Consider the following 25,643-nt stretch of genomic DNA (forward strand, 5'->3'; position numbering starts at 1 on the left):
TTGACTCCATTATACGTAAAATTGACGTTAATTTCTACCTTGCCTCGTTACAAGTATCTTTTGTTCTAATCTTGTTTACATAATGTAATTATAGTTAATTAAAAACAAAAAAGCCTTGGCAACTTAGAGTGACCCAATAATATGAGACAGGAAAAAACACCCCTTATGTCGTATATAACAGTATTCGACAATTTAGGAGGTGTTTTTCCTTATGGGTAAAAAACGATTTTATCCTGAAGAAGTGAAACAAGAAGTAATACGGTTAAAGTTGTCTGGTGAATGGACCAATAAGCAAATCATGGAGAAGTTTGGAATCAAGAATAAAACGCAAATTAAAACTTGGATGAAATGGCATCGAAACAATGAACAACACCGATTAGCTCAACCTATCGGTAAGCAATATACCTACGGTAAAGGGCCAGATGACGAAAGTGAAATCAATCAACTACGACGCAAAGTGGCTTATTATGAAATGCGAGATGAATTATCGGGAAAGTACCAAGAAATCGAAAGGAAGTGGTACCAGAAGTTTTTGTAGAAGTGGTTGAAGCTCTTAAAGACCGATATACGGCGTCGGATATCTGTGAATGCTTTGGGATTCCCCGATCAACTTATTACCGATGGAAAAGTCAGGCGGGTCAGGAAATTCCTAAGTTACATCAATGGATTATTAGTATTTGTAAACAGCTTTCGCATCGTATTGGTCATCGGAAAGTGAAAGACATTTTACGAAAGGATTATGATGTAAAGGTTAACCGAAAGACTGTTCAAAAGGTGATGCAAAAATACAAGATTCAGTGTCGCGTTAAAGTAAAGCGACAAAAGTATATTGCAGGAGAAAGCAAGATCGTTGTTCCTAATCTGTTAAACCAAGATTTTAAAGCAGATAAACCGAATCAGAAGTGGGTGACAGATATTACGTACTTACCGTACGGGCCGAAGATGTTGTATTTATCAACCATTATGGACTTGTACAATAACGAAGTGATAGCTTATAAAATTAGCGATACACAAAGCGTTGATTTTGTGTTAGACACATTGCTTGATGCTTGTAACGGTCGAGAGACTCATGATTTGATTTTACACAGCGATCAAGGAGCTCAATACACGTCCTATTCATTTCAAGCATTGGCAAAAGAAAACGGCATTACCACCAGCATGTCCCGCAAAGGCAATTGCTTTGATAATGCCGTCATCGAATCCTTCCACTCCTCGCTAAAGTCGGAAGAATTCGCCGCTCAGTTTAGAGCGACTCTAACAACTACTATTGTAATCGAAAAAGTAGTAAATTACATGTATTATTACAATTATATACGACCTTTTTCTAAATTAAATTGCCACAGTCCTGTAGAATATAGGACCGTGGCAGCATAGGTGTTTTTTCTAGTCTCGTTTCACTGGGTCAGTTCAACTAGTCGCCAAGGCTTTTTCTTAAACCGGATATACTCCGTGCTTCCTTTCTGTAAACGGAAGGCTTTTATCAGCATACACTTCATATCGTTTAATTAACTCATTTCGTAACTGATTCGGATGAATGATATCATCAACCACCATTTCCGAAGCAAGACGGTAAATATCAATTTCTTCTTTGTAGGCATCTTGTTTTTCTTTTATAAATGCACTTCTCTCTTCTTCTGGTAATTGAGCAATCTTGTTGGCATGAACCGCGTTTACGGCCGCTTCAGGACCCATTACTGCAATTTGGGCATTCGGGAATGCTAGGACACAATCTGGTTCAAATGCTGGACCTGCCATTGCATACAAACCAGCTCCATATGCTTTTCTCACAATTACGGAAATCTTTGGAACGGTTGCTTCACTCATACTGGAGAGCATTTTAGCACCATGACGAATAATTCCTTCCCGCTCCACTTTTGTTCCGATCATAAACCCTGGAACATCGGTTAAGAACAATAGAGGAATATTAAAAGCATCACAAAGTTGGATAAATTTCGCAGCCTTATCAGCAGAATCTGTGAATAACACTCCACCTTTTACACGTGGTTGATTTGCGATAATACCTACGCTATGTCCGTCAATCCTTGCTAGTCCCGTGACTAATTCTTTCGCAAATTCTTTTTTAATTTCACAGAAACTATCTTCATCAATTATTTGGTCAATTAAATCAAACATATTAAATGCTGCATTTTGATTTTCCGGCACAATATCGACAATCGTTTTCTCTGATGCTTTTACACTTTTTGGTTCATGAACTGGAGGCTGATTCCTAAAATTTGCTGGAAAATAACTCATATACTTCCTGGCATAATCGATTGCTTCCTCTTCTGTTTTCACTAGTACATCACCGACACCAGAAACAGTGCAATGCATCCTTGCTCCGCCCATTTCTTCCAAAGACACTTTTTCTCCAATAACTTTTTCAGCCATTCTTGGGGACCCTAAATACATCGATGCGTTTCCTTCCACCATGACGACTATATCGCAAAAGGCAGGGATATAAGCTCCACCTGCAGCAGAGGGGCCAAACAATAAACAAATTTGAGGGACTCTACCGGATAATTTAATCTGATTATGAAAAATCCTACCTGCTCCCCTTCTTCCAGGGAACATTTCAATCTGATCTGTAATACGTGCGCCCGCAGAGTCAACAAGATAAATAATTGGTATCTCCAGCTTCAATGCGGTCTCTTGAATCCGGAGTATTTTCTCAACGGTCCGTTTCCCCCAAGAACCGGCCTTAACTGTAGAGTCGTTCGCCATCACACAAACATTTTGTCCGTTGATTTTCCCGATTCCTGTTACGACACCATCAGAAGGCAAATCTCCAGCCATGCAATTTGCAAAAAAAGCATCTTCTATATCAAGATTATCGTCGAATAAAAGCTCTAACCTTTTTCTGACAAATAACTTACCCTTCTCTGCGTTCGCTTCGTGATATTTTGTTTTCCCACCTTGTTTAACCGTTTCAATCCGTTCTTCCAAATCTTTGATAAAAGTCATCTGTCCATCCTCCCTAACTATTCGCCTTTGTAAATTGGTTTACGTTTTTCATTGAATGCTCTCAATCCTTCTTTACGGTCTTCAGTTGGAATTGTTTGTTGGTAGGCAAGATGTTCTATTGCTAATCCAGTATCCAAGTCTGTTTCCAATCCACGATTGATCGCAAGTTTTGCCTGTTCTAAAGCAATTGGTCCATTTGCTGAAATTTTTTCTGCTAAGCCCATGGCTTCATCCATCAATCTATCAGAAGGAACAACACTTTCTAAAATGCCTAATTTTCCAGCTTTCTCTGCAGTAATCCGCTGAGCAGAATAGATTAGCTGCTTCGCTTTACCAATTCCAATTAAGCGTGGTAAGCGCTGCGTTCCACCTGCACCAGGTATAATTGCTAATGAAGTTTCCGTTAGACCTAACTTCACATGCTCTGCAGCAATCCGTACATCACAAGCTAGAGCCAATTCAAGACCACCACCGAATGCGACACCATTGATCGCTGCTATAACAGGCATTCGCATTGCTTCAACTCGATTAATTGTATGGCCAATATATCGGACCGTATTCACTACTTGACGGTCGTTCATACCTATACGTTCTTTCAAGTCTGCCCCTGCACAAAAAGCTTTTTCGCCTTTTCCGGTTATAATTGTACAAAAGCTGTCACGATTTTCATCAATTAAATCAAGCGTTTGATTTAATTGTTCTAATAGCTCGATAGACAAGGCATTTGACGCATTCGGTCGATTCAGCGTTACAATCGACACGTTATTCTCTACATGGAGATCAATCATCCCTATTCCCCCTTACGTAATTCATTCAATAACAGCTATCTCGTCTCCTTCATTAACAAAATCCCCTTCTGCCACTTTTAATTCTTTAATAACACCGTCCGTTTCGGCAGAAATAGGAATCTCCATCTTCATCGATTCAAGGATCACTACGTCCTCTCCTGCACCAACTGAATCACCTTCATGCTTCACTATTTTCCAAACATTTCCGGCCATACTTGCTACTAATTTTTCCATTTTCATATCCTCCTTAAGACTTTTTAGTTTGTGGTATATAATGCGTCTCTACGAAACTCGTAGTCGTGTTTCCTTCACGGAATGCTTGCAAACCTACTGTTGTTTCCAGCATTGGCAGATTCGTTTTAATTCCATCAATTACATATTCTTTCAACGCGTTCTCTAGACGTTTTACTGCCTCTTCTCTCGTATTGCCCCTTACGACTAATTTTCCTATCATCGGATCATAAAATGGCGTCACTTTGTAATTTTCTGTGAAACTGATTTCATTGCGGATACCTTCACCCGAAGGGAATTTTACATTCGTGATTGTACCTGGTGATGGGAAAAATCGAATCGGATCCTCTGCATAGATCCTCGCTTCAATCGCATGACCATTCCGCTCAATTTCATGTTGATTGAAAGGCAGTGCTTCCTGATTTGCAATTTTAATTTGGAGTTCGACAATATCCAGACCAGTAATTTCTTCTGTAACTGGATGTTCCACTTGAATTCTGGTATTCATTTCGAGAAAGTAGTAATTTTCTTCTTCATCGACAAGAAATTCAATTGTGCCCGCATTTGTATAATTAATGGCCATCGCTGCCCGTACAGCATCTGCTCCCATTGCTTCTCTCGTTTTATCAGAAATGAACGGAGATGGAGCTTCTTCGATCACTTTTTGATTACGGCGTTGAATCGAGCATTCACGATCAAATAGATGGACAACATTCCCAAATTCATCTGCAAGTATTTGAATTTCGATATGATGAGCATTCTCTATTTTCTTCTCCAAGAACATGGAACCGTTCCCAAAGAAATTTAAAGCTCTTTCCGAATTATTTTTAAATGCTTTCCTCAATTCTTCTTCATCGTTGACGACCTGCATCCCAATACCTCCACCACCAGCAGCAGCTTTCAGCATAATCGGATAACCGATTCTTCTCGCCAATTCTATCGCATGATTTACATTATCAACGGCTGCATCCGTACCGGGAACAACTGGTACACCAGCAGACATCATTGCATTCCTGGCATTCACTTTATCTCCCATCTGCTCGATTACAGAGCTGGTAGGTCCAATAAAACGAATTCCCTCCTGTTCACAACGTTCGGTGAACAAAGCATTTTCACTAAAAAATCCATATCCTGGGTGGATTGCATCCACTTGGGCTTCTTTAGCAATCTCAAATATTTTGTCCATGTTCATATAACTTTCGTTTACGTGAGAACCTCCTAGCAAATACGACTCATCCGCTGCGTTCACAAATGGTGCATTCTGATCAGCCTCTGAATAGACAGCTACAGAAGTGATACCAAGGCGTTTACATGTCCGGATGATTCGAGATGCAATTTCCCCTCTATTCGCTATTAAGATTTTCTTTATCATAGACTGCCTCCTCATTCTACATCTATAATCCTAACAACCTAAATATCTAGCAATTACTAAACGTTGAACTTCTGACGTACCTTCTCCAATTTCCAGTAACTTTGCATCCCGTAAATAACGCTCGACTTCATACTCCCGCATATATCCATAGCCACCATGAATTTGAATGGCTTGATCAGCAGCTCGTACAGCAGCTTCAGATGCAAATAATTTCGCAAAGGCTGCTTCCTTTCCGAATGGTTTTCCTTTATCCTTTAACCAGGCCGCTTTTAGTACCATATTTCTTGCTAATTCCACTTCCATTGCCATATCTGCCAATTTAAATTGAATAGCCTGGAATTTGGATATCGATTGTCCGAACTGCTTTCTTTCTTTAGCATACTCCAACGCTTTATCTAAAGACGCTTGAGCAATTCCCACACCTAATGCTGCAATAGATATCCTTCCTCCATCCAACGTCGATAAAAATTGCTTGAATCCCTTATTAACTTCCCCTAACACATTTTCTTTTGGAACTCTCACATTATCAAGAACAATCTCAGCTGTATCTGAGCCTCGTACTCCCATTTTATCGTAGTCGCTTTTTATCTTAACGCCTTCTGTATCTGTCGGCACGATGATGGACGAGATAAGATTCTTTCCATCGTCGCTTTTATCGGTTACTGCTGTGACAATTATCACTTTGGCAAAACTGGCATTTGTTATAAAACATTTCTCACCATTAATTACATAGTAGTCTCCATCTGAAACTGCCGTAGTTTTCGTCCCACCAGCATCTGAGCCTGCATTTGGCTCCGTCAAGCCGAAGGAACCCAATGCTCTTCCTTCAGCCAATGGCTTTAGGAATTCTTCTTTTTGCTTTTCTGTTCCAAAATAATATAAAGGGCTTGCACCCAATGAAACAGCTGCAGCATAACTTAACCCAGTACTCCCGCAGACTCGACCAACTTCTTCAACAGCAAGAGCATAAGATAACGTATCTCCTCCTGCTCCGCCGACTTCTTCTGGGAATGGTAATCCAAGTAGCCCTAATTCTCCCATTTGCTTGAAGATATCCTCAGGAAATTCCGCTTTTTTATCAATTTCAATTGCACGTGGCCGTATGACACCTTCAGCAAAGTCACGGACCATTTTCTTAATCATTGATTGTTCCTTAGTCAATTCAAAATTCATCGCCATCTATACCCCCTATTCATTTATGACCGACTGGTTGGTCGGTATTGAGCCTAAAAAATACCTCTGAAAAGAAGTGTGACTCTGTCTCCACTATTTAGTTGAATCGGATAATACAGCGTGTAATATTAAGTCAATATAATAATCAGCAATTTCCTCTATACTTTTTTCACCACTTCTTTGATACCATTTATATGTCCAGTTCACCATTCCGAGAATCGCCATTGTTGTAATCTCAATAGAAAGATCTTTGCGGAACTCTCCAGTATCCACACCTTCTCGAATAACGGATTGAATTATCCCTTTAAATTGTTGCCGCTTACGTTTTACAATTTCTTCATGTTCGGGTTTAAGATAAATACTTTCCTGGTAGAATACCGTCAAATGGGCTTTATATATGTCGAAAACGCTTACAAAATCTTTGATGATTGAACGCAATCGAGTAGCAGGTGGAAGACTTTGTTGGTTAGAACTGGCAGCCCGTTCGAGCACATACGTTATAAAAATGTCATGGATAACAAACAATAGTTCATCTTTTGAGGAAAAATGGTGGTAAAATCCGCCTTTAGAAATGCCGGCAGTTTCTACAATTTGATTCACAGTAACGCCATGAAATCCGTGTCGTTCAAACAATACCAACGATGCATTGATAATACGCTCCCTAAGTTCCGTCTCCATGCAACCCCCTTTCTCATACTTTTACTAATACTTTATCATACAATTTTACATAGATAAAGAATAATCTGTTTCTTTCATGATGTTAAAATTCTTTTTCTCGTATCATAAACACCTCCTGTTAAAACCAAGTTCCGAAATGAATCAAGGCAAAAAAATAAGACAGAGCCGTGAAGCCCTGTCCAATTTTATGGTTGATATAGTAATGGACCACCTGGTCCGAGTGGAATACCTAGCACCATCCAGACGATCAGCATCAAAGTCCAGCCAATCAAGAAGAAAATGGAGTAAGGTATCATTGTAGAAACCAATGTTCCAATCCCTATTTTCTTATCATATTTCTGTGCAAATGCAATAATGATTGCAAAATATGTCATTAATGGTGAAATGATATTTGTAGATGAATCCGCAATACGATATGCCATTTGTGTCAGTTCTGGAGAATATCCAAGCTGCATCATAATCGGCACAAATACTGGAGCCATCATTGCCCATTTCGCAGTAGCACTACCAATAAAGATATTGATTACAGACGTTATCAAAATGAACAATAAGATGAGCGGAATTCCTGTTAAATTAACACTATCTAAAAATTCTGCACCGTATACACCTAAGACAAGCCCCATATTCGTTTCGTTGAAAAATGCAACGAACTGTCCAGCCGTGAATGCAAGCACGATGAATGTACCCATAGAAGCCATCGTGTCCGACATTTGGTTTGCAACATCTTTATCATTCTTGATGGATTTCGTAACAATTCCATAAGCTATTCCAGGAATGAAAAAGATAATCGCAATAATTGGAACTAACGAACTCATAAAGGGGGATTGCACAATCTGAGCCATGGTATCTCCTTCTGTACCGCGTAAAGGAGCGTTTGGCGGCAATACAAGCAATAATGCAAGCACGACACCAACTACAGCAGCGATTACAGCCCAAACAAGCCCTTTTTTCTCTAATGGTTCCAAGCCTTTCAGCTCTTCTTTTTGATCACCATTATATGAACCAAGTCGAGGTTCTACGATTTTTTCCGTTACCCATGCGCCAATGAAAGTCAATAGGAATACAGAAACAGCAATAAATAGCCAGTTCATCGCTATGTTCATTGTTTCTGCATATGCAGGATCAATGATTGCTGCTGCTGCGATAGTCATTTCTCCAAGCATCGCATCTGTACCTGACAACAAGAGGTTCGCACTAAACCCACCAGAAACACCTGCAAATGCTGCAGCAAGTCCTGCAAGTGGATGTCTTCCGAGAGCTGCAAAGATTAATGCTCCAAGCGGAGGTAGTACTACATATCCAGCGTCCGAAGCAACACTTGACATGATCCCTGCAAAAACTAAACCTAAAGTAATAAATCGATTAGGTACTGATAATACAAATCCTCTAAGTACAGCACTTATCAAACCAGTTCTTTCGGCAATTCCAATTCCCAGCATTGTCAATAGTACAACGCCTAACGGTGCAAATCCAATGAAATTTGCAGTCATATTAGTAAAGATATATTGGATGCCTTCTGCACTCAGCAGGTTTTTAATTTCGACCATTGTGCCTTCTTCACCAGGATGCTCTACACTGATACCTAATGGCTGCAGAGCTGCTGAGAGCAAAATAACTAACAGCGCCAACAAGGCAAACAATGTAGCCGGATGTGGCAGCTTGTTCCCAACGACTTCTACACTATCTAAGGACCGTTGAAAAAATCCTTTTTTTCGTTTTACCATCTTCTTCCCCTCCAGCAATACAAAAAATAATATTGCGAAAATTCATGTTAATCAGGGTTAATTAGCCCAATAAAATTAAACACAAATGCTATACTAACAATTTTTACAAATTAATTCAACAGTAAAATTGGGACAAGAGGTAAAACCTCCTGTCCCAAATCATTTTTCTTAGCGTCAAAGTAAGATTTTTGATTACTTGATTTTTATTTTTTTAGAAAAAGAAACCTACGATAGTAGCTGTTGCCATCGATGTTAACGTAGAAGCAAGCAGCATCTTCATTCCAAACCGAGCAACTTGATTTGCCTTTTCACCGTTTACGGCCTGAATGGAACCACTAATGATCCCGATGGAAGAAAAGTTTGCGAACGAAACCGTGAATGTGGATACAATCGCTACCGTTTTAGCGGAAAGTTCAGGAATAAGCGGTTGAAATTGTAGCATAGCAACAAACTCATTCGTCACTAATTTCGTCGCCATGACAGCACCTGCCGATACGATTTCATGAGATGGAATTCCCATCAGCCACGCAGCCGGTGCAAAGATATATCCTAGAATTGTAGTAAAATCAATCCCGAGAATATTCATAAAAAGACCATTGACAAGTGCGATTAACCCATTATAAGCAACCAGCATCGCAGCTACAATCAAGGCAACCTTCCCACCGTCTAGTGCACCTTGAGAAATTGATTGGAATATCGATCCAGAGTCTGATATATCTTTTATATCAATTTGTTCATCTTCCTCATCTTTAATTGGTGTCATGAAGGAAGTAATCACCAAAGCAGACATGGAGTTCAACACCATTGCAACAAGAACATATTGCGGTGGAATCAGCAACATATAAGCTCCCATAATAGATGATGATACAGAAGCCATTGCTGAAGTGGAAATAATAAATAGCTTGTTCTTGCTCATATTGTCCAAGTGTGACTTAATCGCAAGTACCGCTTCACTCTGACCAAAGAAAATACTGTTAATGGCATTAAATGTCGTAACCTTGGACAACCCTGTTACCTTTGCTAAAAGTCCACCAATGTACTTAATGGCAAGAGGAAGTACTCTAATATGTGTTAAAATGGCAAGAAGTGTGGACGTGAATATAATCAACATCAACACATTGATGAAAAATACAGAGGCCCCTTCTTCGATCAAAAGTCCACCCACAACAAAATCTACACCTTCATAGCCATAACTAAGAACAGCAGTTACTCCATTGGAGATCACTTCAACAATCCTAAGTCCAAATGAAGTCCGAAATGCAATAATCGTCACAATAAATTGAAGTACGATTAAAATACCTATTGCTTTATAGTTAATCCCTTTCTTATCATTGCTCAGTAAATATGACAGGCCAAATACAAAGATTAGCCCTAAAACTCCAACTAGAATTCCCATTACTCCACCTTCTTTGGTTAAATTAAACGTAGTAAGGTACAATCACCTTATAAATCTAAGCTACAGAAAATTAATTTCCTCAAAATTTACCCCATTATTACATAATACTTTTCTATTAATAACCTTCCCTTTCTTCCATGGCATATTCGATATAAATCATTGATTCGCCAATTTCATTTAATTTTCCCTAAGTTTCTATAGCTTAAACGATGAATTGCAACCGTAAAAAATGATACATTTCTAAGATACAGCTGTCCAGTTATTTGATGAAAAAATCGCATTTACAATATATATCAAATTCTCGCACATTTTTCACAACAAAAAATGCAGAGAGTTTAAAATTCTCTGCTTTAATAAATATCTCACCTCTATTTTTTGGATAAAATAAGCAAGCAAATTTGCATGAAAATTTGCTTGCTTATCAATTATTGAACGATTATGTTGTAGTTTTCTTCACTTTTCGGTGATTATTCTTCTTTGTTTTCTTGGAAAGGTCGTTCATAAGTGGGTTCCTTCCAAACCTGGATTACTTCTCCGTCATGGTCCGTGTCAATGACGAATGATCCATTGCTTACTCGATCGCTGACCGATAGTTCCAATGGATAGATCGAATGGACCTCTCCATTTGATGTCTGTATGCTGATGCTATCCTCTTCATCTGCCGTAAAGAATCCCACTAAGCGGTGTGGTTTACTTTTTAATTCTCTAAGCATGAGAAGGCCACGTTTTGCTCTTGTTGACTTTTGAAAATCGTTGAGATTCATCCGTTTGACGGCACCTCTTTGTGTAATGATTACAAGGGATGGATCAGCTAAATCATCAAAGATTTGACCGCTAACAACATACTCTCCATCTTTCAATTGGATTGCTTTAACTCCAGCAGTTCTCTGACCAGTCGGTTTTACCTCTGACTCATGATACCAAAGACCATATCCAGTATTGGATGCAATAAATATATCAGAATAACCCTTCGTTTCATATACATTAAGTAATTCATCATCACCTTTAAGGTTAATTCCGATCATTGCTCTACCATGTCTTTGAGTTTCATACTTGTCCAATTCTGTTCGTTTAATCATCCCGTTCTTAGTGATGAAGAGAAGATATTTATTATTCGTATATTCTCTAATAGGTAAAGCTTGAATTAACTTTTCGTCCTTTTCGAGACTGGTAAAATGAGAAATGTGAGCTCCGAGTTCCTTCCAGCGTATGTCTGGCAGTTCATGGACAGGGAAATAGATGAACCTGCCTTTATCAGTAAATAAAAGGAGATGGTCAGTAGTATTTATTTCAAATAGCCCTAACAAGTAATCTAAGTCTTTCATCGTAATATCATCATTGTTGGAAGCTCCATAAGAACGTAAGCTCGTGCGTTTGATATAACCATCTTTCGTTACAGATACGACTACATCTTCACTTGGAATCAATACTTCAATATTGATTTTTATTTCTTCAATTTTTTCTTCTATTTGGGTCCCGCGACGTGATTTAAATCTTTTCTTAATGTCTCTTAAATCTTTTTTGATTGTTTTCATTAGCATAGCTTCACTAGCTAATATTGCTTCGTATGTTTTAATGCTTTCTTCTAGCTCTTTCGCCTCTTTTTGCAGTTGAGTGATATCGGTGTTTGTTAGGCGATATAGTTGAAGATTCACAATGGCTTCTGATTGCTCTTCTGTAAATCCATAAGCCTTTATTAGTTGCCTTTTTGCATCCGCCTTATCTTTTGAAGCCCTTATCGTTGCAATGACATCATCTAAAATGGAGATGGCTTTGATTAGTCCTTCTATGATATGTGCTCTTTTATTTGCTTTATTCAAATCATAGGTTACTTGCCTTGTAACAACCTCTTTTTGATGATTGATGAATGCATCCAACATTTGAGGTAAAGTCATGAGCTTAGGTGTTTTATCTTCAATCGCTACCATATTAAAATTATAAGAAACTTGCAGATCCGTATTCTTAAAAAAGTAGTTTAGAATTCCTTCAGCATCTGCATCCTTCTTTAACTCAACTACAACGCGCAAACCTGTACGGTCAGATTCATCTCTAACTTCCGCTATCCCATCCACTTTACGATCAACTCGTAACTCGTCCATCTTTTTAACCATATTAGCTTTATTCACTTCATATGGAATCTCTTCAATGACAATTTGTTGTCGACTGCCGCGCAGATTTTCGATTCTTGTTTTACCCCGGACGATTATCCGGCCGCGACCCGTTTCGTAAGCCTTCTTTATTCCGTCGACCCCTTGAATGATTCCACCGGTAGGAAAATCTGGTCCCTGGAGGACTGACATCAATTGTTCTACTGTAGCCTGGGGTTTATCTATTTTCATAATTACTGCATCAATGACTTCCTCAAGGTTATGAGGCGGTATATCTGTTGCATAACCAGCTGAAATTCCCGTTGAACCGTTCACTAATAAATTCGGAAATTTTGCAGGCAGCACAACAGGCTCGAGAGTCGTTTCGTCGAAGTTGTAAATGAAGTCAACCGTTTCCTTGTCGATATCACGCAATAGTTCAGAAGCAATTGGTGATAACCTCGCCTCTGTATAACGCATTGCCGCAGGAGGGTCCCCATCAATACTCCCATTATTACCATGCATTTCAATCAGCTCTTCTTGTAATTTCCAGTCCTGGCTTAATCGGACCATCGCATCATAAACAGAAGTATCTCCATGTGGGTGGTAATTACCGATAACGGTACCAACTGTTTTAGCCGATTTCCTGAAACCTTTATCAGCTGTATTTTTTTCTTCATGCATTGCATACAGGATTCTTCTTTGAACAGGTTTTAAACCGTCTCGAGCATCTGGAAGTGCCCGGTCTTGTATTATATATTTACTATATCTGCCGAAGCGATCACCGATCACTTCTTCTAAGGATAAATCAAGAAATTTTTCTTTTTGCATTACCTAATATCCCCTTCTACTATCGTCATAGCCGTGCTATATCTAAACTTGCAATCTTCATCATGATTCCTTGCGAATCTTTTCATTATCAATGATATTTGTGTCTTCATCTAGCCCGAATTTCACGTTTGATTCAATCCAATTGCGTCGCGGTTCCACTTTATCTCCCATCAGGGTGGTTATTCTCCGTTCTGCACGAGGGAAATCTTCAATAGTCACACGTATTAATGTCCGAGTCTCAGGATTCATCGTCGTCTCCCATAATTGGTCTGCATTCATTTCACCTAAACCTTTATAACGTTGGACGATATAACCAGTTTTAAATTTTTCTATCGCTTCTTTCATCTCTGACTCATCCCAAGCATACACTACCTGTTCATTCTTGCCTTTTCCTTTTGATATTTTAAACAGAGGAGGAAGTGCGATAAACACCTTACCTGCTTCGATGAGTTTTCTCATATATCGATAAAAGAAAGTGAGAAGCAGCACTTGTATATGTGCACCGTCTGTATCGGCATCCGTCATAATGATGATTTTATCATATTGAACATCATCCAGATCAAAATCTCCACCAACACCGGCGCCTATAGTGTGGATCATAGTAGCTATCTCTTCATTTTTAAAGATATCTTCAATTTTTGCTTTTTCTGTATTGATTACTTTTCCTCTGAGAGGTAGTATAGCTTGGAATTTCCGGTCTCTTCCTTGCTTTGCCGAGCCGCCTGCTGAGTCTCCCTCTACTAGATAAAGTTCATTTCTCTTTGGATTTCTTGATTGTGCAGGTGTTAATTTACCACTTAACAGCGTGTCTCTTCTTTTTCGTTGCTTTCCTGTTCTTGCTTCTTCTCTAGCTTTTCTAGCAGCTTCTCTCGCTTCTTTTGCCTTAATAGCCTTATTGATCAGAAGTCTGGACGTATCGGCATTTTCCTCAAGGAAATATGCTATCTGTTCGGAAATAACTTGATCCACTGCCGAACGGGCTTCTGGGGTTCCTAATTTCCCTTTCGTTTGCCCTTCAAATTGCAATAAATTTTCAGGGATCCGCACAGAAACAATGGCAGTTAGCCCTTCACGGACATCCGCTCCCTCAAGATTTTTGTCTTTATCTTTTAAAATGGAAGTTCTTCTTGCGTACTCATTAAAAGTTCTCGTAATGGCTGTACGAGTCCCAACCTCATGCGTGCCTCCGTCCCTTGTCCTTACATGGTTCACAAACGAAAGCATGCTCTCTGCATACCCATCATTGAATTGGAAAGCAAACTCCACTTCTATGCCATTACTCATCCCTTCGAAAAATGCCACAGGATGAAGTACATCTTTATCTTCATTTAGATATTCCACAAAAGATTTCAATCCATCTGGATATTGAAATACTTCTTTTTCATCGGAGCGTTTATCCTCCAACTCAATATGAAGGTTTTTCAATAAAAATGCAGATTCACGGAGTCTTTCTGAAATGACTTCATAATCGTAGACAGTTGTAGAGAAAATCGATTCATCCGGCTTGAAATGGATAAGTGTTCCTGTTTTTCTAGTTGGTTTTCTTTTTTCCAAGTTACCTACTGGTTTTCCGCCGTTTTCAAACCTTTGAAAATACGTAAAACCATCCCGGAAAACAGTTACTTCCATCCATTCTGATAAAGCATTCACTACAGACGCTCCGACTCCATGAAGACCACCACTTGTTTTATAGCCTCCTTGGCCAAATTTCCCCCCTGCATGAAGTACAGTAAAAATAACTTCTACCGTAGAAGTACCCGTTGCATGCATACCTGTAGGGATTCCTCTTCCATTATCTAAAACAGAAATACTATTATCTTTATGTATCGTAACTTTAATTTCATTTCCATGTCCAGACAATGCTTCATCAACTGCATTGTCCACGATTTCAAATACTAAATGATGGAGTCCACGTTCGTCAGTGCTGCCTATATACATTCCCGGTCTCTTTCTTACTGCATCAAGACCTTCCAGCACCTGAATGGAATCATCAGAATATTTATTCGCTTGATTAGCCAAAGTTAATTTTCCCCTTTCAATACGTTAAATAAAGCAAAACAATTTTATACCTATTCTCGTTTCTCTATATCAATCTTAGAACAAATGTTTGTAAATGTAAATGAAAACATTGTAACGACAAGCTTTTACTAAACTATCTTAACCTAAAAAAGGAAAAAAATATACTATTTCTTAGAAATTCAGGATAGGAGCATATTGAAAAAAATAACAGGATGAACATAGCCACCCTGTTGATATTGTTATTTTACGAGAACTGCATGGACTACTTTAATACATAAATCCATAATAACAGTAAAGTCTCTTTCTTTTAAATAATGATAGGCTTCTTCATTGACAATACCCTGTTGTGCCCAAAATACGCGACAATTTGTTTTTGCTGCATCTGCGGCCACCTCTGGTAAATACTCGGGACGGCGAAACACATTGATGATATCAATTTCATCAGGAACAGCTTCTAGAGTTGGATAAGCTTTTTCTCCAAGAACTTCGTCGACGGTTGGGTTAACGGGAATAATTCGATAGCCTTGTGCCTGCATAATTTTTGAAATCTGATACGCTGTTTTCTCTTCATTGTTTGAAAGTCCAACTACCGCAATTGTTTTTGCATCTTCCAAGATCTTTTTTAATGATTCTTTTGATGGGTTTTCCCAGCTCATACATACCCTTCCTTTCCTTCTATGGTTTATACACTTACTTTAGTCACATCATAAGTAGATTAGGCAGGATAGTCAACTAGATGGTATTTCAATAACAAGCATTCACTACCCGAAAAAATAATACTCTTTACATACAATTCATGCTAGAATAAGCTTAACATACTGTTGACTAAATATAGAAATAATATTATTATTTTGCTACGGCAGTGTGGTTATACTATTGATGAAGGAAGTAGGATGATGTATGGAAATTGTTGTGTTGGCCTTAGTTGCTTACCTACTGGGCTCTATTCCTTCTGCATTATGGGTTGGAAAATTAGGTTATAACAAAGATATCCGTGAACATGGAAGTGGTAACTTAGGCGCTACCAATGCATTTCGTGTACTTGGGATCAAAGCTGGTATTATTGTTACATTATCGGATATATTGAAAGGAACTTTGGCTACAGTTTTACCACTATTATTTGATGTATCGGTTCATCCTCTGATAATTGGATTATTTGCAGTTGTTGGTCATACTTATCCCGTATTCGCTCGATTTAAAGGTGGAAAAGCTGTGGCAACATCTGGTGGCATTATTCTTGGCAGTTTTCCAATTTTATTCGTAATTATGATTTCAACCTTTTTATTGACTTTATATCTATCGAAGTATGTTTCACTATCGTCCATGATAACAGGTGTTGTTAGTATCCTTTTATCATTATTCTACCAAGATCTTGTATTGATCATCGTTATTTCTTGTTTAACGGCATTTGTTATTTATCGCCATAAAGATAATTTGAAACGAATCAAAAATGGAACTGAACCAAAAATTAAATGGATGTAAAAAATGAAGTGCAGCTAAAAAGCTCACTTCATTTTTATTATAATTTATTGCTTTATATAATTGCTTCCTTCTGTGGCTCCGCAGCCCAGAGAGGCAGACTAAGAGGTCACGACCTGTGCCGTCGGAGGCTAACGGGCCGCCTGTGGAAAGCAAGAGTATTTGGACTGTGGACCTTGGGTAGAAGTATTTTATTCAATTTAGTATGTATGCAAATTGTCTGCTACTGTTGATTAAATACTAGAGATCAATTGCTCTATTCAAAACGAATATATTGAATTAGCTCAGACGATTCAGTATACTATAATCTAGTCAATAATAGAAAGAAGGCAAGTTCATGACCAAAACTTATTCTATCAAAAAACTACCGAATAAATCGGACAGGCATAAACTTTTTGGTTCTGTAGAACCTACTCTAAAGACGAAACCTACAGAAAAAGAAGACATGGCAGACCTTCAGAATCAGAAGAAAGATTTCTTATTTGCTTTGGATGCTGTCGGTATTGCAAACGTTAAACATCCAATTATTGTAGAAAGTCATATAAAACCATATAAACAAACAACGATTGGTAATTTTAAATTTACCTCATCTCTTTCGCAAACAAGTAAAGGTACAAATATGAGTCGCTTCACAGAACAGTTAAATACGTATTATCAAGAAGGATTCGTTGTAAACTTTGAATCTCTCAAAAAATTTACAAAAGAACTAAGTGAACGACTTGATCAAAAAGATGCGACTATTGAAGTCAGTTTCCCTTGGTTTTTTGAAAGAAAAGCTCCTCAAACCGGTCAATCTGGTTTAAACCATGCGGATGTTAGTATGTCTGTAACATATGACAGGGAATCAGGATTTCATATTAATGCAAGTCTAGGCGGTAAAATCACTACCCTATGCCCTTGCTCAAAAGAAATCAGTGAATACAGCGCCCATAATCAGAGGGGCACAATCACAATGGAAATCGGATTTACGGAGGACTTTAATGACAAAGAAACCGACTGGAAGCTCCATTTATTAGAAGCAGCGGAAAGTAATGCATCGAGCCGACTTTATCCTGTTCTAAAACGGCCGGATGAAAAGATGGTTACAGAGCATGCATATGAAAATCCTCGTTTTGTCGAAGATATGGTGAGACTAGTAGCTGCTGACCTATATGAGTTGGACTTTGTATCCAAGTTTAAGGTCACTTGCAGAAATGAAGAATCAATTCATTTACATGATGCAATAGCTTCTGTCACCTTTGATAAATTTACTGAAGTGATGTAAAATGAAATATATTTTCATTGGAATGATACGATTCTATCAGCTTGCAATAAGTCCCTATACACCTGCATCTTGCAGATTTTATCCAACTTGTTCCAGTTACAGCTTAGAAGCTTTCAAACGGTTTGGCGTTTTTAAAGGCTTTTATCTCAGTGTTAAACGAATCAGTAAATGCCATCCTTTCCATCCTGGAGGGGTAGACTATGTACCTGAAAAAATAGATAAAAAGAAAAAGACCAAATGATTGCAGATATCGCAATCGTTTGGTCTTTTTTATAGATTAAAGCGTTCTATTTGTTCCCTGACGCCTTCACGTTCTAGTATTTTCCGCTGTTGTTCTCCAAAAAGGTCATAATGCGGATAGCTAGCTTTATAGTCAATCCATTCTTCTCTAAGTCCATGTTGCCTTCCCCAGGCTTTAAGTCGTTCTACATCATTACATCCAACTTTAGTCACGGTATTACAACCAGGAAAGCGATCATCTAGCCAATAATGAGTAAGGAAGGCTATTTGTCCATTACGGACTTTCGCTTTCCACTGCTTTAATTCTGCACGATTTATTCCAAACGCCATCTTTATTCCCCTTCAATCAACTTACTATAAATTTCATGCCAATCCGGAAATTTTCTTCTCAATGAAAGAGGACGAAATGTTTCTTTATCAACAATTACATGCTTCGTTGTTCCTCGAACTGCAACCTCATTATCTTCCCTAATAACCTCATAACTGTATTCCGAACGTATCCCATTGTAACTCGACAACCATGTGTCAATGGATACAGCATCTCCATACCGTACAGGTTTTATAAATGAAACCTGAGCATCAATAACTGGTGAAACGACACCTTTCCTCTCCATTTCTGGATAGGATAAACCTAGGGCATCAATCAACTTAGTCCTTCCAATTTCAAACCAGATTAAATAATTAGCATGATATACAACACCCATTTGGTCTGTTTCCTGGTAGCGTACTTCAATTGGTGTCCTTACTTTATTCAATATGTAATCCCCCATAACTAAAAGTTTAATCTTATCTATGTCATTATCCTATCATATTTCAAACCAAACGTTGTACAACGAAGTTCAAACAAAGAAGTGGACCTTAAATCATTGATGATTTAAGGTCCCTTTATTAGTTAATGTCGATCGTGATACTCATCCTTAATTTCAGATCTGAATCCTTCAATCGCTTCTCTACGTCGCTTATTCTTGGCGGCTATTTGTTCTTTATCCAATCCATCGGAGAACTCCATCGTCTCTTCGGCTTTCTCGATATTTTCTAAAGTTTCATGAATCATATCTTGTAATTTATCGGCATTGTCACTTCTGTCATCAGGTTTTGGTTTATTTTTATGTGGCATACAAATACTCCTTTCAATCATAGTATTTGTATGTTGTGTTGAATCGATGAAAATATGCTCATCAATTTAAAGTGTGGAGCATTTCTTCCATGAACTCATATGTCATTGGACCAACATGCCGAGGTTCTTGAATGACACCATCTGAATTAATAAAGTATGTTGTCGGCAATGTGAGAACTCCATATTCATGACCTACCAATCCTTCACTGTCTAAAGGTGAAGGGAAAGTATAACCATATTCGTTGAGGAATTCAGCAACTTTATCATTTTTTTCCTTGAAGTTTACTGCGATTACATTAATGTCGTCCCCATATTTATCATAAAACTCTTGCATTTCTGGCATTTCTTCCTTGCAAGGAGGACACCAAGTGGCCCAAAAGTTTAGAATAACTTTTTCACCCTTTAATTCTGAAAGCTTTACAACTGCACCATCTAAAGTTTCTAATTCAAAATCAGGTGCAATTTCACCTGGTTGTATACCGACACTCTCAGCCGGGGCAATCATTCCTCCTGATACCGATGTATCTCCTGTCACGTCATATAAATTTGATCCTGTATCTTCCACTTCATTTGTTTCAGCAAAAGTGTTATAAATCATTATACCAACGAGTATGATAATAAAACTAATTCCAAAAACAATTTTTTTCACAAGATCTCCTCCGACATCTTTTACTATGTTAGTTATTTCGCTGCATTTTTAGGTAAATGCCACTAAATTATTAATAGTCATTAACGACAATTAACTTTACTTTAATAGTAAATACTATGTAAATAGAAGTAAAGGTATTCGCATCATTGTTCGGAATTTAGTCATTAAAAAAGAAAAAACCGCTAAGTCATTTCAATGACTTAACGGTTTTTAAATATCATTATTTATGCAAGTTTCTCACGTAATACCATTTGTAAAATACCACCATGGCGGTAGTAATCAATTTCCACTGGACTGTCAAATCGAGCAATCGCAGTAAACTCAGTTACTTTTCCATCTTCCGCTACAGCAGTAACTTTTACCGGACTATTTGGTTGAATGTTTTCATCAATATCAACTGAGAATGTTTCTGTACCAGTTAATCCAAGCTTTTCAGCACTATCACCTTTTGCAAATTGAAGTGGTAAAACACCCATCATTACAAGGTTGGAACGGTGGATACGCTCATAGCTTTCTGTAATAACTGTTTTGATGCCGAGTAAGTTAGTACCCTTCGCAGCCCAGTCACGGGAAGATCCCATACCGTAGTCCTTACCACCAATTACAACCAAGCCAGTGTTGTTTTCTTTATATTTCATTGCGGCATCATAAATTGGCATGACCTCTCCAGTTGGCCAGTAAGTTGTATATCCGCCTTCTGTGCCTGGAGCCAATTTATTGCGAATACGGATATTTGCAAATGTACCACGCATCATAACTTCATGGTTTCCACGTCTTGATCCGTAAGAGTTAAAGTTTCTAGGTGATACACCTTTATCTTGTAAATATTTTCCGGCTGGCATATCTTTAGCGATTGCTCCAGCAGGTGAAATATGGTCAGTTGTTACAGAGTCGCCGAAGTAACCAATAGCACGTAAGTTTTTAAGTGGTTCTACCTTACCTGCATCTTTGGATAGACCTTCAAAGAATGGAGGGTTTTGGATGTACGTTGAATCTTCATCCCACTCAAATAATGGCTCATCTGTAGTTTCGATTTCATTCCATTTTTCATTAGAATCAAATACGTTTTCATACTCTTTACGGAAAATCTCAGGAGTAACTACTTTAGCTACTTCTTCCTTGATTTCTTGAGCAGATGGCCAGATATCATCCATGTAAACTGGGTTTCCATCTTTATCTGTTCCTAATGGATCTTTTCTTAGATTGATATCAACTGTTCCAGCAAGAGCATAAGCAACTACTAGTGGAGGTGAAGCAAGATAGTTAGCCTTCACTAACGGGTGAATTCTTCCTTCAAAGTTACGGTTACCAGATAATACAGATGAAGCGATAAGATCTGATTCCATAATAGCTTGCTCAATCTCTTCCAATAATGGCCCTGAGTTACCGATACAAGTTGTACATCCATAACCAACTAGGTTAAATCCTAATTTATCAAGGTATGTCTGTAGACCAGCATCCTCCAGGTAACGTGTAACCACTTTAGAACCAGGAGCTAGTGAAGTTTTTACATGCTCTGGCACAGATAGACCTTTTTCAACCGCATTTTTCGCCAGCAAACCTGCACCTAACATAACATACGGGTTTGAAGTATTCGTACAAGATGTAATTGCAGCGATAGCAAGAGATCCTGTTCGCATAACTGATGTTTTTCCATTTTTATGGGTAACGATCACTTCTTTATCAAACTCGGATTTATCTTTACCGAATCCTTGGTTACCCTCTTTAGCAGTAATTGCTTTCTTGAATTCCTTCTGCATGTCGGATAAAGCAATCAGGTCTTGCGGACGTTTTGGACCAGACAGATTAGGTTCAAGTTTTGATAAATCAATGATTACAACATCGGAATACTCTGGATCGCCTTCTTCTGGATCATACCAAAGATTATTTTCTTTACTGTATTTCTCAACAAGATCAATCTGCTCTTGGCTACGTCCAGTTAAATATAAATAGTTCAACGTTTCTTCATCCACAGGGAAGAATCCACAAGTTGCACCATATTCTGGAGCCATGTTGGAAATTGTTGCACGGTCTGCAAGAGGCAAGTCTTTCAAACCTGGTCCGAAATATTCAACAAATTTCCCAACGACATTCTTTTCACGCAATACTTGAGTGACTTTCAACGCAAGGTCTGTTGCAGTTGTTCCATTCGGGAAGCTGCCTACAAACTTAACTCCAATTACTTCAGGAGATGGGAAGTAAGATGGCTTTCCTAACATTCCGGCTTCTGCCTCAATTCCACCAACACCCCAACCAAGAACACCTAGACCGTTGATCATTGTCGTATGAGAGTCTGTTCCTACAAGTGTATCTGGGAAAGCTTCGTAATTTCCTTCATCGTTCTCAAGTGCATGAACTACATTCGCGAGGTACTCCAAGTTCACTTGGTGTACGATCCCCGTTGCAGGAGGAACTGCACGATAGTTATCAAATGCTTTTTGCGCCCAGTTAAGAAACTCATAACGCTCCGCATTTCTTTCAAATTCAATATCCATGTTTGCTTGAAGTGCATTTGGTGTTCCATATTGGTCAACTTGTACCGAGTGGTCAATTACTAGATCAACTGGTACTTCTGGATTGATTTCATTAGGTTCTCCACCTAGATCTACCATTGCTTTTCTTAAAGATGCCAAGTCCACGACAGCCGGCACTCCAGTAAAGTCCTGAAGGATGACACGGGAAACCTTGAAAGGTACGTCCACACCTTTGGATTCTTTACTGCCCCATTTTGCAAGGGCTTCTACATGCTCATCTTTAATTTGATGATTATCATGCTGACGCAGTACGGATTCTAGAAGAACACGTACGGAGAATGGTAGACGGTCAATCTTACCTAACCCCTGTTCTTCAAGTGTTTTTAAATGGTAATAGTTATAAGTCTTACCGTTTAAATCGAATTGCTTTCTCGCTTTAAATGCATCATTTGACATAATTTTACCCCTTTCTTAGTTGCTGCCAATCTTTGTTTCTAACAAATTGGTGTTTAACCATCCCATCACAAAAAAAAGAAAGATTAATAGACCTTTACTTACTATATTATCGGATTGTAAGCGATAAAACAAATCATTAGTCAATAATCTCCTATATAATATTGTTATGGTTTGTGATAAGTTCTACTTATCATTCTGATAATAAGAATGGACTATAGTGATTTATAGTCCATTCTCAGCTCGTCGTTACTTTTGGAAAATATAATTGAAAAGTACTGCCTTTAATATCGTTTTTCATAACTTTTAAAAAACCGCCATGTCCTTCAAGAATCTGCTTTGTTATATTCAATCCCAATCCTGTGCCATTCTCTTTTGTCGTAAAGAAAGCCACCCCAATTTGATCGATAACTTCTTGTGATATGCCAACACCTTCATCTTGTACATTAATTACTGTATGTTCATCGATGGTTTCCACGAATAAGTTGATATTACCAGGTTCATTCATCGCTTCTATTGCATTTTTAATTAAATTTATCAATACCTGCTTAATTTGTGAGCTGTCGCAGTATATCTTCTCATTTATTGGCTCATCAACTTGTAATGTCACATTCTTCAATCTTGCTTGCGATTGTAATAATAAAACTACGTCACGAATTAAATTTCCTACGTTTTCATTTTTTCTTGTATGTGTTGATGGTTTGGATAAAGACAAAAGCTCGGATGTAATTACTTCAATCTTTTCAATTTCATCCTGCATAATTCTATAGTATTCATCTTTATGATTTACTCCAGCTTGAAGAAGTTGTAGAAAACCTTTAATTGCAGTTAAAGGGTTCCGTATCTCATGAGCAATACCTGCCGTAAGCTGACCCAGTACAGACATTTTCTCCGCTTGGATCATCAATTCTTTCTCTCTTTTTATTGAACTTAAGTCCATAATTTTGCTTACAACAAATTTTTGTTCAGAAAATTCATCTGTTATCCTTGCCGCATGAATTTCTACATAAATCTCTTCCTGCTTATTTTTGTGCTGTAGCTCCGTTCGCAATCCAGCATCGCTTTCCTCTGTCAAATATTGCTCTATTTTTTCCTTTTCAATGGGTTGAATACGCTCATACCAAGGTTTGCCTATCAACTCATCCTGCCCATACCCAAGTATTTTTTTTACTGACTCACTGACAAAACGGATCTGATCTTGCTCATCCCAAACAACAAACGACTCATTCGAATACTTACCCATCCAATCCAACACTTTCGTTGGCAATCTTGAAAAGTCAGCTATTGCAGATAGTTGATCATTTAAACCTAATGAATAAACCTCTCCAATCTTCATCCGATTCTCCCCTTAGTCAATAATAACTATAGCTTTCACGTATTCACTCAAATTCTATATATAAATTCCCTGTTAATTCGACTAATTTCTCTCTCATTCAATCATATGCCAGTAACCATGAAATTATTAAACTTGTTACTTAGACATTTTATCCATATAATATGGTTAGATATATTTTTATCTTACTATAAAAATAAATAAAAATAAATTATCTCTAAGATAAATTTATCAATTAGTGATAATTTTAAGTGTAAATTAAAGAATAGGTGATTTAAATTGAGTATTATCATCGTATTATGGGGGTTTCTACTGATCTCGTTAATGGCTATCGGTGGTTACTTCATGTTCCGTAAATTCCTTAAAAGCTTACCGAAGGAAGATGGTAAATCCATACTGGATTGGGAAGCACATTATGTAGAAGAAACAAAACATTTGTGGTCGGAAAATGAAAAAGCCCTGCTGGAAGAGCTTGTTTCACCTGTACCTGAACTGTTTCGGGATGTCGCTAGACAAAAGATAGCCAGTAAAATAGGTGAAGTTGCATTAGAAAAACAAGAAAATTCCATATCACAAGAAACGGTTATTGAAGGATATATCTTGGCGACTCCTAAGCGAGATCATAAGTTCCTTCGAAAAAAGTTAAAACAGAAAGGTATAGCAGTTACTCCTTACGAACATCTATTTTCCTTGTCCATGAGTGACTATCGAGAGAATTGGCAGGAAAGTTATAAAAAATGACTGTTATTGTTTAATCGTATTGCTTTTTTGAAAAAAGAGCCCACACAGAAAAGCACCGCAATTGTTAGTCGTTTTCTAACAATCGCGGTGCTTTTCAAATGGGATGCTTTTTTAGTTCCATTGATTTCTTTAATTGTAAAAATTGATAAAGCATGACAATCCGCCATGTTAATATCATACCGAAAGCTAGCATAAAAAATAATCCGGCTGTTTCCCCAAGTGAGATATACCCACCGATAATAATCTTAAGTATGAGCCGCACAACCAATAACCCGAACAAGATGTATGGAAAGGCTTTTGATGGATTTAGATAGATTGCCTCTCCCCGGATTTCAAATTTAGATGATTTAATCAAAATAATAGAGAAAATCATCCCAACGAGAAACGACTCCATTACTTGGTACCAACTACTTTGGAAATAAGGGAAAATGAACATCAATGCACCTGTACTCATAAATAAAGGTGGTAAAATAATCTTTTTTACTGTTGCTGGCTTTTTTACCATCTTCATACGTACAAATATCATTGCAATAGCCATCATCATTGCACCGATGGTACTAGCAACTGCCCAAAACATGCTTAATCACTCTTTTCAAAATAGCATTATTCTCTCATTTAATTTCAATCCATACT

At 38.0% G+C, this 25,643-nt stretch carries 23 protein-coding genes; 5 read left to right on the top strand and 18 right to left on the bottom strand.

Going from position 1 to position 25,643, the window contains the following annotated elements; translation table 11 throughout:
- The first annotated feature begins 211 nt into the window (after positions 1 to 211).
- A protein-coding gene (locus M3210_RS01500; protein WP_251510436.1) for an IS3 family transposase occupies positions 212 to 1,374 on the top strand; the annotation gives its coding sequence in 2 pieces (ribosomal slippage) (positions 212 to 488 and positions 488 to 1,374; 1,164 coding nt in all).
- A 57-nt stretch (positions 1,375 to 1,431) separates the two neighbouring features.
- Here M3210_RS01500 and M3210_RS01505 read toward each other — a convergent pair.
- From M3210_RS01505 to M3210_RS01555, 11 genes are all read right to left on the bottom strand, one after another.
- Entirely contained in the window at positions 1,432 to 2,961 is a 1,530-nt protein-coding gene (locus M3210_RS01505; RefSeq protein ID WP_251510437.1) for an acyl-CoA carboxylase subunit beta, read from the bottom strand.
- Positions 2,962 to 2,978: 17 nt separating this feature from the next.
- On the bottom strand, positions 2,979 to 3,749 hold the full coding sequence (locus tag M3210_RS01510) for an enoyl-CoA hydratase (RefSeq protein ID WP_251510438.1): 771 nt from the start codon (positions 3,747 to 3,749) through the stop codon (positions 2,979 to 2,981).
- Positions 3,750 to 3,770: 21 nt separating this feature from the next.
- The gene (locus M3210_RS01515; RefSeq protein WP_251510439.1) at positions 3,771 to 3,983 is read right to left on the bottom strand and encodes an acetyl-CoA carboxylase biotin carboxyl carrier protein subunit; all 213 of its coding nucleotides are present in this window, start codon (positions 3,981 to 3,983) and stop codon (positions 3,771 to 3,773) included.
- A 13-nt stretch (positions 3,984 to 3,996) separates the two neighbouring features.
- Positions 3,997 to 5,352 carry an acetyl-CoA carboxylase biotin carboxylase subunit gene (locus tag M3210_RS01520; protein WP_251510440.1) on the bottom strand — a complete coding sequence of 452 codons (1,356 nt, stop codon included), beginning with the start codon at positions 5,350 to 5,352 and terminating at the stop codon, positions 3,997 to 3,999.
- A gap of 30 nt (positions 5,353 to 5,382) precedes the next feature.
- A complete protein-coding gene (locus M3210_RS01525; RefSeq protein ID WP_251511094.1) occupies positions 5,383 to 6,525 on the bottom strand; it encodes an acyl-CoA dehydrogenase family protein in 1,143 nt (380 codons plus the stop codon).
- Between the two features lie 93 nt (positions 6,526 to 6,618).
- The gene (locus M3210_RS01530) at positions 6,619 to 7,203 is read right to left on the bottom strand and encodes a TetR/AcrR family transcriptional regulator (RefSeq protein ID WP_251510441.1); all 585 of its coding nucleotides are present in this window, start codon (positions 7,201 to 7,203) and stop codon (positions 6,619 to 6,621) included.
- Between the two features lie 185 nt (positions 7,204 to 7,388).
- The gene (locus M3210_RS01535) at positions 7,389 to 8,927 is read right to left on the bottom strand and encodes an AbgT family transporter (RefSeq protein ID WP_251510442.1); all 1,539 of its coding nucleotides are present in this window, start codon (positions 8,925 to 8,927) and stop codon (positions 7,389 to 7,391) included.
- Between the two features lie 211 nt (positions 8,928 to 9,138).
- Positions 9,139 to 10,323 carry a NupC/NupG family nucleoside CNT transporter gene (locus tag M3210_RS01540; protein ID WP_251510443.1) on the bottom strand — a complete coding sequence of 395 codons (1,185 nt, stop codon included), beginning with the start codon at positions 10,321 to 10,323 and terminating at the stop codon, positions 9,139 to 9,141.
- Positions 10,324 to 10,790: 467 nt separating this feature from the next.
- Complete coding sequence (gene parC / locus M3210_RS01545) at positions 10,791 to 13,241, bottom strand: DNA topoisomerase IV subunit A (RefSeq protein WP_251510452.1); 2,451 nt, start codon at positions 13,239 to 13,241, stop codon at positions 10,791 to 10,793.
- Positions 13,242 to 13,301: 60 nt separating this feature from the next.
- Positions 13,302 to 15,260 carry a DNA topoisomerase IV subunit B gene (gene parE / locus M3210_RS01550; protein WP_251510464.1) on the bottom strand — a complete coding sequence of 653 codons (1,959 nt, stop codon included), beginning with the start codon at positions 15,258 to 15,260 and terminating at the stop codon, positions 13,302 to 13,304.
- Between the two features lie 239 nt (positions 15,261 to 15,499).
- Positions 15,500 to 15,916, bottom strand: coding sequence for a CoA-binding protein (locus tag M3210_RS01555; protein ID WP_251510466.1), 417 nt, complete (start codon positions 15,914 to 15,916; stop codon positions 15,500 to 15,502).
- A 244-nt stretch (positions 15,917 to 16,160) separates the two neighbouring features.
- Here M3210_RS01555 and plsY point away from each other — a divergent pair, with 244 nt between their 5' ends.
- The 3 genes from plsY to yidD all read left to right on the top strand — a co-directional run bounded on the left by plsY (position 16,161) and on the right by yidD (position 18,244).
- A complete protein-coding gene (plsY, locus tag M3210_RS01560) occupies positions 16,161 to 16,742 on the top strand; it encodes a glycerol-3-phosphate 1-O-acyltransferase PlsY (RefSeq protein ID WP_251510475.1) in 582 nt (193 codons plus the stop codon).
- Positions 16,743 to 17,076: 334 nt separating this feature from the next.
- A complete protein-coding gene (folE2, locus tag M3210_RS01565; protein WP_251510486.1) occupies positions 17,077 to 18,003 on the top strand; it encodes a GTP cyclohydrolase FolE2 in 927 nt (308 codons plus the stop codon).
- Between the two features lies 1 nt (position 18,004).
- Entirely contained in the window at positions 18,005 to 18,244 is a 240-nt protein-coding gene (yidD, locus tag M3210_RS01570) for a membrane protein insertion efficiency factor YidD (protein WP_251510488.1), read from the top strand.
- A gap of 29 nt (positions 18,245 to 18,273) precedes the next feature.
- Here yidD and M3210_RS01575 read toward each other — a convergent pair whose 3' ends face one another.
- The 6 genes from M3210_RS01575 to M3210_RS01600 form a co-directional block, all read right to left on the bottom strand.
- On the bottom strand, positions 18,274 to 18,573 hold the full coding sequence (locus M3210_RS01575; protein WP_251510490.1) for a hypothetical protein: 300 nt from the start codon (positions 18,571 to 18,573) through the stop codon (positions 18,274 to 18,276).
- A gap of 2 nt (positions 18,574 to 18,575) precedes the next feature.
- Positions 18,576 to 18,998: an acyl-CoA thioesterase gene (locus M3210_RS01580; RefSeq protein WP_251510493.1), complete on the bottom strand. Its 423-nt coding sequence runs from the start codon at positions 18,996 to 18,998 to the stop codon at positions 18,576 to 18,578.
- A 137-nt stretch (positions 18,999 to 19,135) separates the two neighbouring features.
- The gene (gene tlp / locus M3210_RS01585) at positions 19,136 to 19,360 is read right to left on the bottom strand and encodes a small acid-soluble spore protein Tlp (RefSeq protein ID WP_251510496.1); all 225 of its coding nucleotides are present in this window, start codon (positions 19,358 to 19,360) and stop codon (positions 19,136 to 19,138) included.
- 61 nt (positions 19,361 to 19,421) lie between these two features.
- The gene (locus M3210_RS01590; protein ID WP_251510499.1) at positions 19,422 to 20,009 is read right to left on the bottom strand and encodes a TlpA family protein disulfide reductase; all 588 of its coding nucleotides are present in this window, start codon (positions 20,007 to 20,009) and stop codon (positions 19,422 to 19,424) included.
- Positions 20,010 to 20,233: 224 nt separating this feature from the next.
- On the bottom strand, positions 20,234 to 22,939 hold the full coding sequence (acnA, locus tag M3210_RS01595) for an aconitate hydratase AcnA (protein ID WP_251510503.1): 2,706 nt from the start codon (positions 22,937 to 22,939) through the stop codon (positions 20,234 to 20,236).
- A 235-nt stretch (positions 22,940 to 23,174) separates the two neighbouring features.
- The gene (locus M3210_RS01600; RefSeq protein WP_251510505.1) at positions 23,175 to 24,272 is read right to left on the bottom strand and encodes an ATP-binding protein; all 1,098 of its coding nucleotides are present in this window, start codon (positions 24,270 to 24,272) and stop codon (positions 23,175 to 23,177) included.
- A gap of 276 nt (positions 24,273 to 24,548) precedes the next feature.
- On the opposite strand from M3210_RS01600, the gene M3210_RS01605 reads away from it, so the two are divergent.
- Positions 24,549 to 25,010: a DUF2621 domain-containing protein gene (locus M3210_RS01605; RefSeq protein ID WP_285853508.1), complete on the top strand. Its 462-nt coding sequence runs from the start codon at positions 24,549 to 24,551 to the stop codon at positions 25,008 to 25,010.
- 94 nt (positions 25,011 to 25,104) lie between these two features.
- Here M3210_RS01605 and M3210_RS01610 read toward each other — a convergent pair whose 3' ends face one another.
- Entirely contained in the window at positions 25,105 to 25,587 is a 483-nt protein-coding gene (locus M3210_RS01610; RefSeq protein ID WP_251510508.1) for a CcdC family protein, read from the bottom strand.
- Between the last annotated feature and the right edge of the window lie 56 nt (positions 25,588 to 25,643).

It is taken from the genome of Oceanobacillus luteolus (assembly GCF_023715655.1).
In the GTDB taxonomy this organism is placed as follows: Bacteria; Bacillota; Bacilli; order Bacillales; family Amphibacillaceae; genus Oceanobacillus; species Oceanobacillus luteolus.

Bases quoted from the DNA above. Each gene is read 5' to 3' on its own strand.
- M3210_RS01575 (WP_251510490.1), bottom strand. From the start codon at position 18,573: ATGGCGTTTGGAATAAATCGTGCAGAATTAAAGCAGTGGAAAGCGAAA.
- M3210_RS01520 (WP_251510440.1), bottom strand. From the start codon at position 5,352: ATGATAAAGAAAATCTTAATAGCGAATAGAGGGGAAATTGCATCTCGA.
- M3210_RS01555 (WP_251510466.1), bottom strand. From the start codon at position 15,916: ATGAGCTGGGAAAACCCATCAAAAGAATCATTAAAAAAGATCTTGGAA.
- yidD (WP_251510488.1), top strand. From the start codon at position 18,005: ATGAAATATATTTTCATTGGAATGATACGATTCTATCAGCTTGCAATA.
- tlp (WP_251510496.1), bottom strand. From the start codon at position 19,360: ATGCCACATAAAAATAAACCAAAACCTGATGACAGAAGTGACAATGCC.
- M3210_RS01600 (WP_251510505.1), bottom strand. From the start codon at position 24,272: ATGAAGATTGGAGAGGTTTATTCATTAGGTTTAAATGATCAACTATCT.
- M3210_RS01610 (WP_251510508.1), bottom strand. From the start codon at position 25,587: ATGTTTTGGGCAGTTGCTAGTACCATCGGTGCAATGATGATGGCTATT.
- parC (WP_251510452.1), bottom strand. From the start codon at position 13,241: ATGCAAAAAGAAAAATTTCTTGATTTATCCTTAGAAGAAGTGATCGGT.
- acnA (WP_251510503.1), bottom strand. From the start codon at position 22,939: ATGTCAAATGATGCATTTAAAGCGAGAAAGCAATTCGATTTAAACGGT.
- folE2 (WP_251510486.1), top strand. From the start codon at position 17,077: ATGACCAAAACTTATTCTATCAAAAAACTACCGAATAAATCGGACAGG.
- M3210_RS01505 (WP_251510437.1), bottom strand. From the start codon at position 2,961: ATGACTTTTATCAAAGATTTGGAAGAACGGATTGAAACGGTTAAACAA.
- M3210_RS01515 (WP_251510439.1), bottom strand. From the start codon at position 3,983: ATGGAAAAATTAGTAGCAAGTATGGCCGGAAATGTTTGGAAAATAGTG.
- M3210_RS01535 (WP_251510442.1), bottom strand. From the start codon at position 8,927: ATGGTAAAACGAAAAAAAGGATTTTTTCAACGGTCCTTAGATAGTGTA.
- plsY (WP_251510475.1), top strand. From the start codon at position 16,161: ATGGAAATTGTTGTGTTGGCCTTAGTTGCTTACCTACTGGGCTCTATT.
- M3210_RS01530 (WP_251510441.1), bottom strand. From the start codon at position 7,203: ATGGAGACGGAACTTAGGGAGCGTATTATCAATGCATCGTTGGTATTG.
- M3210_RS01510 (WP_251510438.1), bottom strand. From the start codon at position 3,749: ATGATTGATCTCCATGTAGAGAATAACGTGTCGATTGTAACGCTGAAT.
- M3210_RS01525 (WP_251511094.1), bottom strand. From the start codon at position 6,525: ATGAATTTTGAATTGACTAAGGAACAATCAATGATTAAGAAAATGGTC.
- M3210_RS01540 (WP_251510443.1), bottom strand. From the start codon at position 10,323: ATGGGAATTCTAGTTGGAGTTTTAGGGCTAATCTTTGTATTTGGCCTG.